We start from the raw sequence: 16,290 nt of genomic DNA, 5'->3' as shown, positions 1-16,290 counted from the left end.
GATCCAGATGACACATGCACGCAGCACCACCGCGAAAGCCACCACCCCCCGAGGGGGCGTCCGCCGCCGGACCGCCGCCGCCGCGCTCGCCCTGACCGGCCTGGCCGGCGTCCTGACCGCGTGCGGTCCGGGCGAGGCGGCCGAGGGCGGACCCGTCACGCTGACCTACTGGATGTGGGACTCGGCGCAGCTGCCGGCCTACCAGGCGTGCGCGACCGAGTTCGAGGCCGCCCACCCCGACATCCGCATCAACATCGAGCAGTACGGCTGGGGCGACTACTGGACCCAGCTGACGGCCCGCATGGTGGCGGAGAACGCCCCCGACGTCTTCGTCGACCACACGCAGCAGTTCGGCAAGTTCGTCGAGTACGACCAGCTGCTCGACCTCGACCCGCTCGTGGAGCGGGACGACGTCGACCTCGACATCTACCAGGACGGGCTCGTCAGCCTGTGGGAGGGGCCGGAGTCCGGCCGGTACGCGCTGCCGAAGGACTGGGACACGGAGGGCCTGTTCTACAACTCCACGATGCTGGCCGACGCCGGCTACACCGCCGAGGACCTCGACTCCCTCGAGTGGAACCCGACCGACGGCGGCACGTTCGAGGCGTTCCTCGCCCGGATGACCGTGGACGCGAACGGGGTCCGCGGCGACGAGGAGGGCTTCGACCCCGAGGACGTCGCCGTCTACGGCATGGGCTACGGCGAGGCCGGGGCCGGCTACGGCCAGGTCCAGTGGTCACCCTTCGCCCTGTCCAACAACTGGGTCTACTCGGACGAGCACCCGTGGTCGACGTCGTTCAACTACGGCGACCCGGAGTTCATCGAGACGATCCGCTGGTACCGCTCGCTCATCGAGAAGGGCTACATGCCGCCGTTCGCGGTGGCGACGTCCGGCATCGGCGGGACGGACGCGCTGGCCAACGGTGCCTACGCCACGCTGGTGGAGGGGTCGTGGAACGCCCGCAACGTCATCGAGCGGGAGGGTGTGGAGCTCCAGGTCGCGCCGACGCCGATCGGTCCCAGCGGTGAGCGCGCGAGTGTCATCAACGGCCTCGGGGACTCGATCTGGGCCGGCACGCCGAACCCCGAGGAGGCGTGGCTCTGGGTCAAGCACCTGGCCTCGCCCGAGTGCCAGCTCAGCGTGGCCGACGCGGCGACCGTGTTCCCGGCCTCGCTCGACGCCACCGACCGCGCGATCGACGCGTTCACCGCGATCGGGATCAACGCCGAGGCCTTCTCCGTCCACATCGAGGACGGCACCACCGTGCCCAGCCCGGTGGTCGACCAGTGGTCGCAGCTGACCACGATCATGCAGCCGGCGATGGACCGGATCTTCTCCTTCGGCGCCGACCCCGACTCGCTGGTCGACGCGGGGGAGCAGGTCAACCGCCTCTGGGAGTAGCACCGCGGCACCGTCCGCCGAGACCGATGCGTCGCTGCCGAGACCGACCCTCGCGGGGTCGGTCTCGGCGGCAACGCATCGGTCTCGCGGTGCGTGCGGCTCGCGGTGCGCGACGGCGGTGCTCGCCTCAGACGAGCAGCGTCTCGCCCACGTAGCCGCCCTCCGCGCAGCCCGGCAGGACCGCCAGCACGGCGGAGCCGATCGGCGTCGTCCACTCGTTCAGCAGGTCGAGCTCGTCCAGCCGCTGCTGGATCGGTACGAACTGCCGGACCGGATCGGCCTGGTACGACGTGAAGATCAGCCCGGCGTTCGAGATCGCGCCGGCCGACGGCGGATCGTCGTAGTTGTACCCGCGCCGGAAGAACCGCTGGGTCGGGTCCTCCGAGCGGGCCCGCCGCAGGTGCGCGACGTCCGAGATCACCGGGAAGCCGACGGCGTCCAACGCCTCGAGGTCGGGCTCGTCGTGCTCGGCCGTGCCCGTCAGCGGGGCCCCGGTGGCGAGCGTGCGCCCGACCGAGGCCTCGCGGCCGGGCCGGTCCAGCTCGTCCCACGTGTCCAGGTCCATCGCGACCCGGCGGATCACGAGGCTGCTCCCGCCGGCCAGCCAGCCGTCGGTCCGCCAGACGAGGCTCTCGAAGTCGGCCGTGCCCGGCACGAGGTTGACCGTGCCGTCCTTCTGCCCGAACAGGTTCCGCATGGTGGTGCCCGACGGCTGCGAGCCGTGCGCGTGCCGGAACCCCGCCTGGACCCACCGGAGGGTCGCGAACGCGCGAGCGTCCTTGAGCAGCATCCGGACGGCGTGGGCGAGCGTGAGGTCGTCGTCCGAGGCGACCTCCAGCACGAGGTCTCCGCCGGACCACGCCTCCTGGAGGCGGTCGATGCCGAAGGGCGGCAACGGTGCGAGCCAGTCGGGCACGGCCCGACCCGCGAGCGCGACGACGGCGGGTCCCACCGAGAACGTCACCGTCAGCCGGGCGGGCCTCGCGGCGAGCTCGGGCTCGGAGTCGGCCAGGGCCGGACGCCCCTGCGTGAGCCGGGCGGCGTCGTCGGACAGCAGCCGGAGCAGGCGGCGCAGGCCGTCGCGGTCGGTGGCAGGCAGGAGGTCGAGCGCGAGGAACGTCGACCGCGCCTGCGGCTCGATCGCGATCCCGGCCTGGTGGGGGCCGTGGAACGGGATCGTCACCGAGCCGTGCGCGTCCTCGGGGGGCGACGGCTGCGGAGGCGTCGGAGTCGCACCGCTCGCGACCGCGTCGGTCCCGAGGGCGAGGGCCGCGCCCCAACCGGCGACGGCGCTCCCGAGGAGCATCTGTCGCCGGCTGGGGCGCCCCCGAGGGGTGTCCTCCATCAGTGGTCGGCGCCCGTGTCGCCGTGGTCCATGTCCCCGTGGTCCATGTCGCCCATGTCGCCGTGGTCCATGTCCGTCCCGCCCTCGTAGCTCTCGTTGGCGCCGGCGAAGTCCTTCGCGGGAGCCAGGAGCTCGACCGTGCTGCCGTCGGTCAGCTCGAGCACGAGCTCGATCTCGTCCCCGGGGGCGATCGGGGCGGTCAGGCCCATGAACATCAGGTGGTTTCCGCCGGGCTCGAGCTCGACGCTCCCGCCGGCGGGGACGTCGAAGCTCTCGACCTCCTGCATCACCATGACGCCGTCCTTCTCGACGGTCTCGTGCAGCTCCATGGCGGTGGCGGCGGGCGAGGTGACGGCCACGACCGTGACGTCCGCCCCGCCCGTGTTCGCCAGCGTGCCGAAGGCGGCGGTCATGCCCTCGTCCGCCGACTTGACCCACGCGTCGGTGAGCTCGAGGGCCGGGCCGGACGGGGCGTCGTCGGCGACGGCGGGGGCCCCGCCGTCGTCGGGCGTCGAGCACGCGGCCAGGACGAGAGCCGCGACGGCGGCGGTCGTGGCGAGCGTGCGGGCGGTGCGGGACGTGCGGGTGGTGCTCGTGGTCATGAGATCTCCTGTGACGGGTGGTGGGGGTGACGACGGCGGCGCACCGCCCGGACGGTCGCCAGCACCGCGAGCGCGGCGAGCGCCCCGATCGCGGCGACCCCGAGCGGGCGCAGCGGCCCGGGGGCCACGGCGGGGGAGGTCGTCGCGGGCGTGCCGGCGTCCGTCGGCGCTGCGGCGTCGACGTCGGTGGGGGTCGGTGAGGTGGACGGTGCGGTCGTGGGCTCGGGCCGTGGTCCGGCGTCGCCGATCGAGAACGGCACGATGCCGGAGATCGGGTGGCCGTCCTCGGACACGACGCGCCAGCGGGCGTCGTAGTGCCCGACCGGCAGGTCCGGCAGCGCGGTGGTGACCACGCCGTCGGTGACGGACGGCACCGAGCGGTGCTCGCCGTCGGGACCGGTGAGAAGGACCTCGGCGCCGACGTCGAGCACGTCGCCGGAGAACGTGAGCACGAGCTCCGCCGGGGCGGAGTCGAGGTTCTCGTCAGCGGCGGGTGTCGACGCGACCAGGGTGTCGTGGGCGGCGGCCGGTGGGGCCGACGCCAGGGTGAGCCAGGTCAGGGCGACCAGGGCGAGCGCCGTCGTGACGGCGTGCCGCGGCCGCACCCTGGGGTGCGTGGGCATGGGGTGTCCCGGGGGTGCGCAGGGCGACGTCGCTCGCGCGGGGCGAGAACGCCGGGTCGGTCAGGCGGCGAGGCCGACCGGGGGTCCGCGGCGCGGGGAGGTGCTGACGAGGTGGTCGGTCCAGGCACGCGGGCGCTCGCCGTCGACGGGTGCCGCGGTCGCGAGGAGGACGACGGGCGCCGCGAGCGGGGCGGCCGGGCGGCGGCCGAGGCCGACCGCGTGCGCGACGCGCACGGCCAGGCCCGCCAGGTGCGCGAGAGCGAGCTCGCCGTGGTGCAGCACGACGGCGGTGACGGCGGCCGCGACCAGGTGCATGGCCCACATCCGGGCGTCGCCGTGCACGCCGACGACGGCGTGGGTGGCGTCGGCGCCGGCGGTGGCGTGCTGCAGGGCGGCGGACGGGTCGGCGTGGGCGGCGTGGCTGCCGTGGCCGGCGGTGGCCGACGTCGCGACGGGGGCGGCGCCCAGCGTGAAGAGGGTGTGGAAGGCGACCTGGCCGATCGTCGTCGCCGCGAGCGTGGTGCCCAGCCGGGCGCGCGAGGTCAGCGCCGTCGCCGCGAGCGAGGCGAGCACGAGGGGCGCGGCCAGGCCGAGGGCCCCGGGGGCGGCGCCGCCGCCTGCGAGGTGGAAGAGGAGGGCGAGTCCGACCGAGACGCCACCGGCGACGGCTCCGCGCACGACGCGCACGCGGTTCGGACTCACGTCGCCCATCCTCCCACGGCCGCGCGGGGCGGCTACGGGCCCGACGTGATGACGTCGTCGACCACGACGAACTCGCGACCGTTCCGCTCCAGCGTCAGCTCGTGGGTGTCGCTCCAGGCCGGCGACCAGCCGAGGTAGGTCCCGGAGTCGTCGCTCAGGTCGATGGTCGAGCCGGTGGTGACCGTCACGACGACGTGGGGACCCTCGATCCGGGCGTCCTGGAGGTTCTGGATCTCGACGGTCGCCGCGGTGATCTGCTGGTCGAGGTCGGCGTACACCTCCACCTCGAGCGCCACCGAGCGGGCCGCGAGATCGTCGTGGGTCGCGAGGTCCTCGGGCGAGAGGAGCAGGCGGTCCTCGACGTCGGCCACGTAGACCTCGATCGCCTCGCGCAGCCGCGGGTCCGCCACGACGCGGATCCGCTCGGTGTCGTGCTGCAGCAGCGGGAGCGAGACGAGGACGACGGCGCCGAGCACGCCGACCACGGCGACGCCGGTCGTCACGATCGCGGTGCGACGTTTCACGGGAACTCCTGTGCTCGAGGACGTCGCCCGAGACTACGACGGCGGGTCGCCGCGGGCGCGGTCAGAGAGCGACGGCGTCGCCCGGCTGGAGGAGGACCGGCTCGCAGTCCGGGGCCTCCCGGCGGACGGCGGCCACGAAGGCCTCGCCGCCGCGGTCCATCCAGCCGCGCGGCAGGTGCTGCCCGAGCGGGGCGTGCAGCGTGCCCCAGTGGATCGGGACGGCGCGCGCGGCCCCGACCGTCCGGCACACCCGGGCCGCCTGGACAGGGTCGAGGTGCCCGCCCGACAGTCGCGGCCCCCAGCCGCCGATCGGCACGAGCGCGAGGTCGATCGGGCCGCCCGCGAGCTCGTCGAGCTGGGCCATCGCGGGGTAGGCCTCGGTGTCGCCGGCGAACCACACGCGGGTGGTGCGCGGGGAGCCGTCGCGCGCGACGCCGTCGCTCACCACGAGGAACCCGGTCGCGGCGTTGGGGCGGTGCGGCATCGGGCGGTGCCCGTGCACCGCGTGGGCGGTTCGGACGCGGACGTGCGGGGCGCCGTCGGGCGACCACCAGTCGTCGGGCCCGAGGTGGTGCGCGGGCACCCCGTGCTGCTCGAGCCAGCGCGCGTTGGCGGGAGCGGAGAGGGCGACGGCGCCCACCGAGCGCAGCGAGCCGAGGTGCGCGTGGTCGTGGTGCAGGTGGGAGACGAGGGCGGCCGCGCTGCCGTGCCAGTGCCGCGGTTCGGGCGCGAGCGCGTCGCGCCGCCGGAGCACGCCGGCGTGCCGGCCGAGCAGGGGGTCGGTGACGAACCGGACGCCGCCGACGTCGATCACGCACGTCGCGTGGCCGAGCCAGGTGACGGCGTCGGGGCGGTTCTCGGGCGTCACGGCCGCAACCCCAGCCGGCGCTGCCACGCCACGAGCTGGTGGAAGACGGCGTCGGCGCCGACGAGCGGGGAGTCGTCGTCGCGCACCAGCGAGGTCGGGTGCAGCAGGACCGCGCTGTTCTGGTCGCCGCCGAGGCCGCCGTGCGAACCGACCTGGTTCTCGAACGCGAGCACGCGGCCGTCGTCGACGGCGGAGACGAGCAGCAGGTCGCCCGTGTGCGGCAGCCGGGCCGCGCGGGCGAGGTCCCTCGCGGCGACGTCGGCGTCCTCGAACGCGGTGAGCGGATCGACGCCCTCGACGAGCGGCTCGCCGTCGGGACCGACGTCCTCGAGGCGACGGACCCCGCGCGGCCCGACGGCGAGCAGCCCGTCCGCCGAGTCGACGACGACGACGGCGATCAGCGGGTGCGCCGCGAGTCCGGCCACCAGGCTCGGCCAGCGCGGCTGCAGCGCCTCGAGGGGGAGGCGGTCGTCGTCGCCGGTGAACCAGACCAGGCTGAGGTTGCCCGACGCGATGACGACGACGTCGTCACCTCCGGGAGAGGGACGATCGGCGGCGGGCTCCGCCCGCCCCGGGCGGGTGGGGCGCGCCGGGCGCGTCGGCCGCCCCGCCCTCTCCGGCCGCTCGGGACCCGACACGATCGGCGTCCGACGGCGGCGCAGCGGCGAGACCACCTCGGTCAGCAGCGCGTTGAGCGGTCCCCAGTCCTCGCCGCCACCGGGCGCGAGGACGTCGTCGACCCGCCCGGCCATCAGCGCGGTGACCAGGTCGGCGAGCGGCATGCCCGCGCGCTGCGCGAACGTGTCGCCGAGCGACTGGCCGTGGTCGGAGACCACGACGATCCGGTAGTCGCGCGGCGCGACCTCCCCGACCGTCTCGAGGGTGCGGAGCACGCCGTCGAGCCCCTCGAGGGAGCGCAGGGCCTCGGGGCGCAGCGGGCCGGCGTGGTGGGCGATCTCGTCGTAGTCCACGAAGTCGACGGCGATCGTGGGGACCCCCTTCTCCATGTGCTCGGCCACGAGCGAGGTGTTCAGCCCGCGGAGCGTGACGTTCGTGATGCCGCGCAGCAGCACGTACCAGCCGCCGCGGCCGATGCGCGGGCTGACGTCGCGCAACCGTGCCAGGCGGGCCTGGTAGACCTCCTTGACCATCTCGCCGATCGTCAGCACGAGCGTGCGCATGAAGACCAGCGGCGAGAGGAAGAACCGCACGTAGATGCCGCCGCGGCTCCGACTGCGCACCGCGCCGACGACGCGGCTCATCACCAGCTGGGCGTGCGGGGCGTCGCCCGAGAAGACCGTGGAGACGGCGGCGCCGCCGTGCGCGAGGAGGCCCTCGCCGTCGGACATCGCGGTCTCGACGGCGGCCGCGTCCCGCGGGTGGTTCGTCACCACGAGACGACGCTGTGCGGCGTCCCACCACCGGAACGCGGGGATGCGGTCGGAGGTGCCGTGGAGGAGGCCGGCCGTCGAGGCCGGGGTGGTGGCCGGGACCTGCGCCCAGAAGCCGTCCAGGACGTGGCTGCCCTCGTCGAGCCAGCGCGCCATCGTCGGCGCGTGGCCGGCGTCGAGCGCGTGGCGGAGCACGGGTTCGGCGACGCCGTCGAGGATGACGAGCAGCAGACCCGGCGGTCGGGGGTCGGCGAGCGGGAGGCCGCGCGCCTCGGCGCGACGGCGCTGGGAGGCCCGACGGCGCCCGCGGCGCAGCACGTCGCCGACGACGTACCCCGCGTCGCTCGCCCCCACCAGCCACGCGACGGCGGCGACCACGGCGCCGGTGATCAGCAGCACCAGGGCCGCGGCCCACCACGACTCCACGACGAGGCCGGGCAGCAGGTACAGCGCGGCCCACATGAGGGTGATCTGGGCGGCGAGGCTGAGCACGAACGCGACGACGCCTCCGAGCAGGTTCGCGACGGCCCGCAGCGGCGCCGCGACGAGCCACGTCAGGGTCGCGACGGCGAGCGCGGCCCCCACGACCGACCAGCCGTTCGTGGCGCTCACGTCCTCGACGAGCGCGATGCCGACGCTCAGGCCCAGCGCGGTCGCGGCGAGCTGGAGCAGCGCCTCCCACAGGTCGACCGCGGTCGGCAGCCATCGCCGGGGGTCCGGGGTGGTCGCGACGGGGCTCACGGTGCCAGCCTGCCAGGCCACCGGTGCCGGGAGCGTGGTCGGCACGGGAGGATGGCGGGATGAAGATCGCCTACGACCGCGTCGCCGCGACGCCCCGCACCGTCGTCCCCGCCGCCCTGCCCTCGGGCGAGTCGGTGACGTCGTTCCTGACGCAGGTGCACGAGGAGTTCGCCGCGGACGACGACGGCGAGCTGTCCACCGTCGCCCCGGCGCTCGGCCGGGCCGATCCGGCGCACTTCGGCCTGGCCGTGCTGGGCGTGGACGGGCAGCTGCACGAGCACGGCGACTCGCGCGTGACGTTCACGATCCAGAGCGTCGTGAAGCCGTTCACGTACGCGCTGCTGGCGGAGGAGCTCGGCGTCGACCTGCTCCGCGAGCGCGTCGGGGTGAACGCGACCGGGCTGCCGTTCCACTCGGCGCAGGCGGTGGAGGTGGGGATCGCGGGGCCGACGAACCCGCTGGTCAACGCCGGCGCGATCGCGACCGTCAGCCACATCCCGGGAGAGGGCGTCGAGGAGCGGTGGCGCTGGGTGCGCGACGGCCTGTCACGGTTCGCCGGGCGTGACCTCGGCCTCGACGAGGAGACCCTCGACTCCGAGCGCGAGGTCAGCCACCGCAACCTGGCCCTCGCGCACCTCATGCGCTCGTTCGGCACGGTCGAGGGGGACCCGGACGACGCCGTCGAGATCTACACCCGCACGTGCGCGCTCGAGGTGACCGCGGCCGATCTGGCCGTGATGGGGGCGGTGCTCGCCGACGGCGGCCACCACCCGGTGACGGGCGAGCGGGTGGTGAGCGAGGAGGTCGCGCGCGTGACGCTCGCCCTCATGCTGGTCGCCGGGATGTACGAGTCGTCGGGCGAGTGGCTGATCGACGTCGGGATGCCGGCGAAGTCGGGGATCGGCGGCGGCATCGTCACCGTCTCGCCGGGGCGCTGCGCGCTCGGCACGTACTCGCCGCTGCTCGACGGGACGGGCAACTCCGTGCGCGGGGCCCTGTCCGCGGCGATGCTCTCGCGCTCGCTGGGCCTGGACCTGCTGGCGTCCGAGCCGTACGCCTGAGGCGCCTGCCTGAGGCGCGCTCTCGCGACGGCGATCCATCCGTCGTGAGAGCGATCCGCGCTGCGTCGCCCTCACGGCGGATGGATCGCCCTCGCGGTCGGGCGGGTGGGCTCGCGGTCGGGCGGGTCAGCTCGCGAAGCGGGCCTCGTGCTCCTGCAGCGCCCGCTTGACCTCGAGGCCGTAGTAGAACCCGCCGAGGCCGCCGTCGGTCCGCACGATGCGGTGGCACGGCACGACCAGCGCGACGAGGTTGCGGGCGCAGGCGCTCGCGGCCGCGCGGACGGCGGTGGGCCGACCGGCCGCCGTCGCGAGCTCGGTGTAGGTGACCGGGTGGCCCGGGCGGACCCGCCGCATCGCCTCCCACGAGGCGGTGAAGAACTCGCCTCCCGGCTGCTCGACGGCGATCGCGTCCAGCGCGTCCAGGTCACCGGCCGTGTAGTCCGCGATGGCGCCGCGGATCGAGGCCGGGCCGTCGCCCTCGGTCAGGCCACGTGCGGCGAGGTCGGGGCGCAGGCGCCCGATGTTCTCGGCCGGGTCGAGCCAGCCGAACAGGCGGACGACGTCGTCCTCCGGCGTGATGACGGCGTGGGCCGGTCCGGCGGGGGTCGGGTACGTGGCGAGGATCAGCGGTGCCGCGGTGGGCGGTGGCGTGCTCATGCGTAGACCTCCTGGGTCCATAGGTGCTGAAGGGCGTAGGAGCGCCAGGGGCGCCAGGGCTGGGCGAGCGTCTCGGCGATGCGCGGGGTGAGCTCCTTGAGCGGTGTCGACGTCGCGGCGGCGAGCGCCTTGCGGAGCACGAGGTCGCCCGGCAGGAAGGCGTCGGGGTCGCGGAGCGCGCGCAGGTTCACGTAGTCGGCCGTCCACGGTCCGATGCCCGGCAGGGCCAGCAGCGCGGCGCGCGTGCCCTCGGGGTCGACGCCCGGCTCCAGCACGAGGCCTTCCGCGATCGCCGTGGCGAGGGCGTGGACGGTGCGCGCGCGAGCCTGCGTGAGGTTCGCGGCATCCCTGATCGCCTGCGGCCCGGCCGCGGCGAGCACCTCGGCCCGCGGAAAGGTGTGCACCCCATCCGCGAGGGCCTTCTGCCCACCGGCGAGGGGCTGAGGAACACCGGCGAGGGGCTTGCGCATCTCCGCGAGGGGTTTCTGCACACCAACCACCGGCGCCCCGAACGCCGCGGCGATCCGGGACTGGAACACGCGGGCGATGGCGACCGACACCTGCTGCCCCAGCACCGCACAGACGGCGACCTCCGCGCCGTCGATCGCCCCCAGCACCCGCAGCCCCGGCCGGACGGCGATGAGCGGTCCCAGGAGCGGGTCGCCTCCGAGGTGCTCGGCCACGAGTGCCGGATCCGCGTCGAGGTCGAGCCAGCGTCGCACGCGGGTCATGACGGGCATGAGGTCGGTGAGGGAGGCGAGCTGGAACGTCGCCGCGATCGGCTGGTCCAGCACGTCCTCCGTCCCGAGGTCCACGCGCACGATCGCCGGACCGGACGGGGCGTCGACGACGCGAGTGTGTCCGCCGTCGATCTCGATCCGCTCGACGCCGCCGATCGCGTGCGCCGCGAGCGTGCGCCGCAGCGTCAGCGCCGCGATCGTGCCCCGGTACCCGAGCCGGAGGGCGATCGACGGGGCGCCGAGACCCACCTGGCCGTCGACGGCGGAGGTGCCGTCCGCCGTCGTGGTCCCCGAGGCGCTCGGTGCCACGCCGGAGCCGCGCGGCCGCCGGAAGGAGCGCGGGCTCGCGCCGAACTCGGCGAGCATGACGTCGTTGAACTGGCGGATCGACCCGAATCCGGCGGCGAAGGCGACGTCGCTCAGCGGCATCCCGGTCTGCTCGATGAGCGTGCGGGCGACGTGGGCGCGGCGCGTGCGACCGAGCTGCTGCGCCGAGGCGCCCGCCTCCGCCAGCAGCATCCGGTGCAGGTGGCGCTCGCTGACGGCGAGGCGCTGCGCGAGCGCGGCCACGCCGCCGTCGTCGAGCGCCCCGTCCGCGATGAGTCGAACCGCCCGTGCCACCAGGTCGCCGCGCGCGTCCCAGTGCCGCGTGCCCGGCAGCGCGTCGGGGCGGCACCGCTTGCAGGCGCGGAACCCGGCGGCGACGGCGGCCGCTGCCGTCGGGAAGTACTGGCAGTGGTGCGGGAGCGGGGTGCGCGCCGGGCAGGACGGCCGGCAGTAGATGCCCGTCGTCGCGACGCCGAGGTAGAGGCGACCGTCCCACCGCGGGTCGCGACCGGCCACCGCGCGGTGCGCGGACTCGGCGTCCAGGGGCAGGTGCATGCGTCCAGTGTGGCCCACCGGGGCGGCCTGAACTGGCGGGGATCGGACATCACGGTCGGGGCCCGCATCGACGCAGCCGGTCCCCCTCTCGCACCGCCGTCGACCGCGCAACCCCGGGCCGCTGGTCTCGCCAGGCGAGCCGTTGACGCGCGATCGGGGACGTCGACCCCGTCCGAATCCCGACATGTGGACGCTCTTGCTCACGACCCGGCGCGACGCCGCGGCGTTCGTAGCGTCGACCGTGTTCACGCGGACCTCGCAACGTGCGTGGTTCGTGTTGACGGCGCCCCCGCGCCGGGTTCTGACCGACCGAGGAGAGGTACCCCTGATGTCTCGATCCACCGCCCCACAGCCGCCACGACCGCCGCGACCGCCCCGAGCCCGACGCGCCACCCGCGTCGGCGCCGCGGCGGCCGCCATCGCCGTCGCCACGGCCGGTCTCGCCGCTCTGGCCGGCCCGGCGACCGCCGATCCGGCCGACCCGGCAGGCCCCGCCGCCGGCCCGACGCTGTTCACCGTCGAGCCGGGCGACCTGGACCCCGCGGCGCTGTCGAGCGTGCTCGACGGTCTCGACGTCGTCAGCGCCACCGAGTCCCAGGTCACCGTGCTCGGCGACGCCGAGACGCGCGACCTGCTCGACGGCGCCGGCCTCGAGATCGTCGAGGACGTGGCCTACGCCGACGCCATCGACGGCGGTCCCGCCGTCGGCCAGCGAAGCGCCGCCCGCGCCGCGACCGGCTACCCGCTCCCCGAGCTGCTCGCCGACAACTCCTACGAGACGTTCTTCGGCGGGTACCGCACCGTGGCTGCGCACACCCAGTACCTCTACGACCTGGAGGAGGCCTACGGCGACCTGGTCGAGGTCGTCGACTACGGCGACTCGTGGCTCAAGACCCAGGGCCGCGGCGGCCACGACCTGCTCGCGATCCGCATCACGGCCGGTGCCGACACCGACGGCGACTGGTCCGAGCACACGAACGAGAAGCCGAGGTTCTACCTGACGGCGCAGGCGCACCCGCGCGAGATCATCACGTCCGAGCTCGCCTGGCGATTCGCGACCGAGGTCATCGACGGGTACGGCACGGACCCGGAGATCACCCACCTGCTCGACACCACCGAGCTCTGGGTCGCACCGCAGAACAACCCCGACGGCGCCGCTGTCGTCGAGACGGCGCTGTCCGGCGCCGTGCCCACGAACGCCGCGGGCGACGCGACTCCGCCCAACAGCTCCAAGGCGTGGCAGCGCAAGAACCTCAACGACACCCTCTTCACGGGCACGTCGCCGAACTACAGCAGCCAGCAGCCGGGCATCGACCTGAACCGCAACTACGCCACCGCGTGGGGCGGCGAGAGCACGTCGGCCAACCCCAACGCCGCGACCTACAAGGGCGAGGCGCCGTTCTCCGAGCCCGAGGCGGCCACGCAGGTCGCGCTCCTGAAGGAGCTCTTCGGCGAGTTCAAGGTGGGCACCGAGACGGCCGCCCCCGCGGACCGGCAGGGCGTCTACGTGAACCTGCACTCCTACTCGGACTACGTGATCTACCCCTACGCGTACGACCGGAACGCGAACGTGCCGAACCTCGAGCCGATCAAGGCGCTCGGTTTCCGCCAGAGCGCGTTCAACCAGTTCAACACCGGCAAGGCGGGGGAGATCCTCTACAACAACGCCGGCAACGACATCGACTGGATCTACGACGAGATCGGCATCCCGGCCTACACCTGGGAGATCGGGACCGCGCAGACCGGCGGCTTCTTCCCCTCCTACGCGCGCGCCGAGACGTTCTGGAACGCCGCGAAGCCGGCGCTCCTGTACGGCGCCGAGGCGGCGTCCGACCCGTACGTCTCCCCGCTCGGCCCGACCGTCACCGACGCCACCCTGGCCTACGACGTCGACGGCAACGTCACGGTCGTGGGCTCGGCCAGCGACGACACCTACGGCTCCCACCCGGGCTCGCTGACGCGCCGCCCGGTGACCCACGCCGTCACCGACGTCGAGGTCGTCGTGGGCGACCCGGCCACCGCCGTCGCCGTCGCCGCGAGCGTCGAGCCGTCCGTGACGACGACGTTCACCGGCCTCCTCCAGCCCGACTGGGACGTGCGGGAGCGCCAGTGGGTGCACGTGCGCGCCAAGAACGCCGCAGGACACTGGGGCCCGTGGAACACGAGCTGGCTCGAGCCCGGTCCGCTGCGCCTGACCGACGTCGGGGCGGACAACCAGTTCTTCCGCGAGATCCGCTGGCTCGTCGACGCCGGCATCTCCACCGGCTGGGAGAACGGGGACGGCAGCACGCAGTTCCGTCCGCTCAACCCCATCGCGCGCGACGCCGTCGCAGCCTTCCTCTACCGACTCGCCGACTCCCCGGACTTCGAGCTGCCCGAGGTGTCGCCGTTCACCGACGTCGCCACGGACAACCAGTTCTACCGGGAGATCGCCTGGCTGGCCGAGGAGGGCATCGCGACCGGGTGGACGGCGCCCGACGGCACCAAGCAGTTCCGGCCGCTGGAGCCGGTGGCGCGCGACGCGATCGCCGCGTTCCTGTACCGGACCGCCCAGTCGCCGGAGTTCGACGCCCCGGACGTCTCGCCGTTCACGGACATCGCGCCGGGCGACGCGTTCTACACCGAGGTCACCTGGCTGGCCGACACCGGTGTGGCCACGGGCTGGCAGGGCAACGACGGGACGGCGCTCTACCGGCCGCTCGCGCCGATCGCCCGGGACGCGTTCGCCGCGTTCCTCTACCGGTACGTGGACCCCGAGGGCAGCGAGGTCGTCGAGGTCGGTTGACGCTCGGCTGACGCCGCCCGTCAGCGGTACCGCTGAGTGACGACGGCGGGGCGAGGGTTCGCAGGAGCCCCCGCCCCGCCGTCGTCGCGGTGTGCCCCGGCTAGGCTCCCGCGAGCCTCGGCCCGAGGAACGTGCGGACGAGCTCGGCGACGTCGTGGACGGCGCTCTCGAGGAGGAAGTGCCCGCCGGGAACGAGATGGATCTGGGCGTCGGGCAGGTCCCTGCCGAAAGCGCGAGCCCCCTCGGGTCCGAAGATCTCGTCGTTCTCGCCCCACACGGCGAGGACGGGCACCTGGCTGGTGCGGAAGTACTCGTGCAGATCGGGGTACAGCGCGACGTTGGTGGCGTAGTCGCGGAAGAGCGCGAGCTGGACGAGGTCGTTGCCGGGGCGCGAGATCAGGGCGTGGTCGTGGACCCAGGCCTCCGGATCGATCAGCGTGGGATCGGCGACTCCGTGCACGTACTGCCAGCGGATCGCGTCGAGGCCCAGAGCCTCGCGGATGGCCCCCTCGGTCGCGGCGTCCTGCGTGCGCTGGTACGCCAGGACCGGCTCCCAGAAGGGCTCGACGAAACCCTCGTCGTACGCGTTGCCGTTCTGCGTGACGATCGCCGTGATCGCCTCCGGGCGGCGCAGCGCCAGCCGCCAGCCGATGGGGGCCCCGTAGTCCTGGACGTAGATCGCGTAACGGTCCACCTCGAGATCGGCGAGGAGCGCCTCGGTGACGTCGGTCAGCAGGTCGAAGGTGTACTCGACCTCGCTCGTGCTCGGTGCGTCGGAGAGGCCGAAGCCGAGATGGTCGGGAGCCACGACGTGGAAGCGGTCGGCGAGCAGCGGGATCAGGTGACGGAACATGAACGAGCTCGTCGGGTACCCGTGCAGGAGCACGATCGTGGGGGCGGTCGGGTCGCCCGCCTCGCGGTAGAAGATGCGGTGCCCGTCGACGGTCCGGTGGCGGTGGTGCACCTGAGACATGTCTAACTCCTGAGGTCGGGTTGTGTGGTTAGGGCCAACGTAGGTCGTGATCCCTAACCTGTCAATGCGGACTTACAGGGTTAGACTCGGGGTATGGCAGACGTATCGGAGGACGAGGTCACGCTTCTCGCGCTGCTCAACTCCACCCCGGTGGAGGGTGGCGTCGTCGTGGACGCTCTCGGCGACGACGCCCGGGCAGCCGCCTGGGCCGTGCGGCACGGGGGCACCGGGACGCGTCGCGAGGTGGAGCAGGTCCGCGCGGTCCGCGAGGTGCTTCGGAGCATCGTGGTCGGGGAGGGCGACCCGAGGTCGCTGACCCCGTTCCTCCTCCACGTCAGCCAGGTCCCCTCGATCAGCGCCGGCGTCGTGGAGTGGACGCTGCAGGCGCCCGCCGACAGCCTCCTGGCCGCCCGTGCCGTGATCGCCTGGAACGAGCTCGAGAAGACTCGACCCGGCCGGCTCCGCCCGTGCGGCAACCCCGAGTGTCGCCTGTTCCTCGTCGATCGCAGTCACGGCAACCGTGCGCAGTGGTGCTCGATGGCCGTGTGCGGGAACCGCATGAAGGCGCGGCGCCACTACGACAGGACGAAGGCCTCCACGTCCCGCTCCCGCTGAGGCGCCCGCCATCCCTGCAGGGAGAGGTAGGCCATCCCGAGTACGCCCCGATAGCCCTCCTCGTACGCCGCGCGCTGCGCCTCGTGCTCGCGTCGCGGGTGGGTCAGCGACCTTGCTCGCGGGGGGTGTCCTCGTAGCTCCCGTCCATGCGTCGCTGGGGAGGGAGCTCCGCGTCCTGCCGATGCCGCGACTGGCTCCCGAGGATCGCGGCTCCCGGTACCACGAGTGCGAACGCCGGGAGCAGAGCCAGGGACGGCCAGTGGAGCGCGACCCAGACGCCCGTGTAGACGAGGCCGCAGACGATCAGCGCCCACGCGATCGGTGACCGGGCGCGCGAGGAGGCCCGTGCGGGGTGGCGGCTCATCTCTCCACAGTAGGA

Annotated in this window: 15 protein-coding genes; 4 read left to right on the top strand and 11 right to left on the bottom strand. The window is 74.0% G+C overall.

The annotated features are described in order from the left end of the window. The first annotated feature begins 7 nt into the window (after positions 1–7). On the top strand, positions 8–1,402 hold the full coding sequence (locus tag C8046_RS09255) for an ABC transporter substrate-binding protein (RefSeq protein ID WP_109229187.1): 1,395 nt from the start codon (positions 8–10) through the stop codon (positions 1,400–1,402). Positions 1,403–1,529: 127 nt separating this feature from the next. Here the strand turns inward: C8046_RS09255 and C8046_RS09250 are convergent, their stop codons facing one another. The 7 genes from C8046_RS09250 to C8046_RS09220 form a co-directional block, all read right to left on the bottom strand. After that, on the bottom strand, positions 1,530–2,708 hold the full coding sequence (locus C8046_RS09250; RefSeq protein ID WP_235866256.1) for a Dyp-type peroxidase: 1,179 nt from the start codon (positions 2,706–2,708) through the stop codon (positions 1,530–1,532). A 38-nt stretch (positions 2,709–2,746) separates the two neighbouring features. Next, positions 2,747–3,349 carry a copper chaperone PCu(A)C gene (locus C8046_RS09245; RefSeq protein ID WP_109229185.1) on the bottom strand — a complete coding sequence of 201 codons (603 nt, stop codon included), beginning with the start codon at positions 3,347–3,349 and terminating at the stop codon, positions 2,747–2,749. Continuing rightward, positions 3,346–3,972: a copper resistance CopC family protein gene (locus C8046_RS09240; protein ID WP_109229184.1), complete on the bottom strand. Its 627-nt coding sequence runs from the start codon at positions 3,970–3,972 to the stop codon at positions 3,346–3,348. The genes C8046_RS09245 and C8046_RS09240 overlap by 4 nt, the downstream gene beginning before the upstream one ends. A gap of 60 nt (positions 3,973–4,032) precedes the next feature. Then, on the bottom strand, positions 4,033–4,674 hold the full coding sequence (locus C8046_RS09235; RefSeq protein ID WP_146197113.1) for a hypothetical protein: 642 nt from the start codon (positions 4,672–4,674) through the stop codon (positions 4,033–4,035). Positions 4,675–4,706: 32 nt separating this feature from the next. Continuing rightward, a complete protein-coding gene (locus C8046_RS09230) occupies positions 4,707–5,198 on the bottom strand; it encodes a hypothetical protein (protein WP_109229182.1) in 492 nt (163 codons plus the stop codon). Positions 5,199–5,259: 61 nt separating this feature from the next. Continuing rightward, positions 5,260–6,066 (bottom strand): MBL fold metallo-hydrolase, encoded by an 807-nt coding sequence (locus C8046_RS09225; RefSeq protein ID WP_109229181.1) that lies wholly within the window; start codon positions 6,064–6,066, stop codon positions 5,260–5,262. Beyond that, complete coding sequence (locus tag C8046_RS09220) at positions 6,063–8,198, bottom strand: alkaline phosphatase family protein (RefSeq protein WP_109230855.1); 2,136 nt, start codon at positions 8,196–8,198, stop codon at positions 6,063–6,065. The genes C8046_RS09225 and C8046_RS09220 overlap by 4 nt, the downstream gene beginning before the upstream one ends. Positions 8,199–8,257: 59 nt before the next feature. Here C8046_RS09220 and glsA point away from each other — a divergent pair, with 59 nt between their 5' ends. Beyond that, positions 8,258–9,259 (top strand): glutaminase A, encoded by a 1,002-nt coding sequence (gene glsA / locus C8046_RS09215; RefSeq protein WP_109229180.1) that lies wholly within the window; start codon positions 8,258–8,260, stop codon positions 9,257–9,259. Between the two features lie 126 nt (positions 9,260–9,385). Here the strand turns inward: glsA and C8046_RS09210 are convergent, their stop codons facing one another. Together C8046_RS09210 and C8046_RS09205 are read right to left on the bottom strand one after the other, a co-directional pair. After that, positions 9,386–9,916: a methylated-DNA--[protein]-cysteine S-methyltransferase gene (locus C8046_RS09210; RefSeq protein WP_109229179.1), complete on the bottom strand. Its 531-nt coding sequence runs from the start codon at positions 9,914–9,916 to the stop codon at positions 9,386–9,388. Continuing rightward, the gene (locus C8046_RS09205) at positions 9,913–11,538 is read right to left on the bottom strand and encodes an Ada metal-binding domain-containing protein (RefSeq protein ID WP_109229178.1); all 1,626 of its coding nucleotides are present in this window, start codon (positions 11,536–11,538) and stop codon (positions 9,913–9,915) included. The genes C8046_RS09210 and C8046_RS09205 overlap by 4 nt, the downstream gene beginning before the upstream one ends. A 328-nt stretch (positions 11,539–11,866) precedes the next feature. Between C8046_RS09205 and C8046_RS09200 the strand changes: the two genes are divergently transcribed. Next, positions 11,867–14,323 (top strand): M14 family zinc carboxypeptidase, encoded by a 2,457-nt coding sequence (locus C8046_RS09200; RefSeq protein ID WP_146197112.1) that lies wholly within the window; start codon positions 11,867–11,869, stop codon positions 14,321–14,323. A 100-nt stretch (positions 14,324–14,423) separates the two neighbouring features. Here the strand turns inward: C8046_RS09200 and C8046_RS09195 are convergent, their stop codons facing one another. After that, complete coding sequence (locus C8046_RS09195; RefSeq protein WP_109229176.1) at positions 14,424–15,296, bottom strand: alpha/beta fold hydrolase; 873 nt, start codon at positions 15,294–15,296, stop codon at positions 14,424–14,426. Between the two features lie 93 nt (positions 15,297–15,389). Between C8046_RS09195 and C8046_RS09190 the strand changes: the two genes are divergently transcribed. Continuing rightward, positions 15,390–15,911: a CGNR zinc finger domain-containing protein gene (locus C8046_RS09190; RefSeq protein WP_109229175.1), complete on the top strand. Its 522-nt coding sequence runs from the start codon at positions 15,390–15,392 to the stop codon at positions 15,909–15,911. 103 nt (positions 15,912–16,014) lie between these two features. On the opposite strand, the gene C8046_RS09185 is transcribed toward C8046_RS09190, so the two are convergent. Beyond that, positions 16,015–16,275, bottom strand: coding sequence for a hypothetical protein (locus C8046_RS09185; RefSeq protein WP_109229174.1), 261 nt, complete (start codon positions 16,273–16,275; stop codon positions 16,015–16,017). Positions 16,276–16,290: the final 15 nt, after the last annotated feature.

Origin of the sequence: Serinibacter arcticus, from assembly GCF_003121705.1 — a bacterium.
Classification (GTDB): Bacteria; Actinomycetota; Actinomycetes; order Actinomycetales; family Beutenbergiaceae; genus Litorihabitans.
The sequence above is the reverse complement of the archived record's forward strand: the minus strand, read 5'-3'. Positions and strand labels throughout refer to the sequence as shown.

Excerpts from the sequence above, each read along its gene's own strand:
- C8046_RS09255 (WP_109229187.1), top strand. The coding sequence starts at position 8 with ATGACACATGCACGCAGCACCACCGCGAAAGCCACCACCCCCCGAGGG.
- C8046_RS09250 (WP_235866256.1), bottom strand. The coding sequence starts at position 2,708 with ATGCTCCTCGGGAGCGCCGTCGCCGGTTGGGGCGCGGCCCTCGCCCTC.
- C8046_RS09245 (WP_109229185.1), bottom strand. The coding sequence starts at position 3,349 with ATGACCACGAGCACCACCCGCACGTCCCGCACCGCCCGCACGCTCGCC.
- C8046_RS09240 (WP_109229184.1), bottom strand. The coding sequence starts at position 3,972 with ATGCCCACGCACCCCAGGGTGCGGCCGCGGCACGCCGTCACGACGGCG.
- glsA (WP_109229180.1), top strand. The coding sequence starts at position 8,258 with ATGAAGATCGCCTACGACCGCGTCGCCGCGACGCCCCGCACCGTCGTC.
- C8046_RS09210 (WP_109229179.1), bottom strand. The coding sequence starts at position 9,916 with ATGAGCACGCCACCGCCCACCGCGGCACCGCTGATCCTCGCCACGTAC.
- C8046_RS09205 (WP_109229178.1), bottom strand. The coding sequence starts at position 11,538 with ATGCACCTGCCCCTGGACGCCGAGTCCGCGCACCGCGCGGTGGCCGGT.
- C8046_RS09200 (WP_146197112.1), top strand. The coding sequence starts at position 11,867 with ATGTCTCGATCCACCGCCCCACAGCCGCCACGACCGCCGCGACCGCCC.
- C8046_RS09195 (WP_109229176.1), bottom strand. The coding sequence starts at position 15,296 with ATGTCTCAGGTGCACCACCGCCACCGGACCGTCGACGGGCACCGCATC.
- C8046_RS09190 (WP_109229175.1), top strand. The coding sequence starts at position 15,390 with ATGGCAGACGTATCGGAGGACGAGGTCACGCTTCTCGCGCTGCTCAAC.
- C8046_RS09185 (WP_109229174.1), bottom strand. The coding sequence starts at position 16,275 with ATGAGCCGCCACCCCGCACGGGCCTCCTCGCGCGCCCGGTCACCGATC.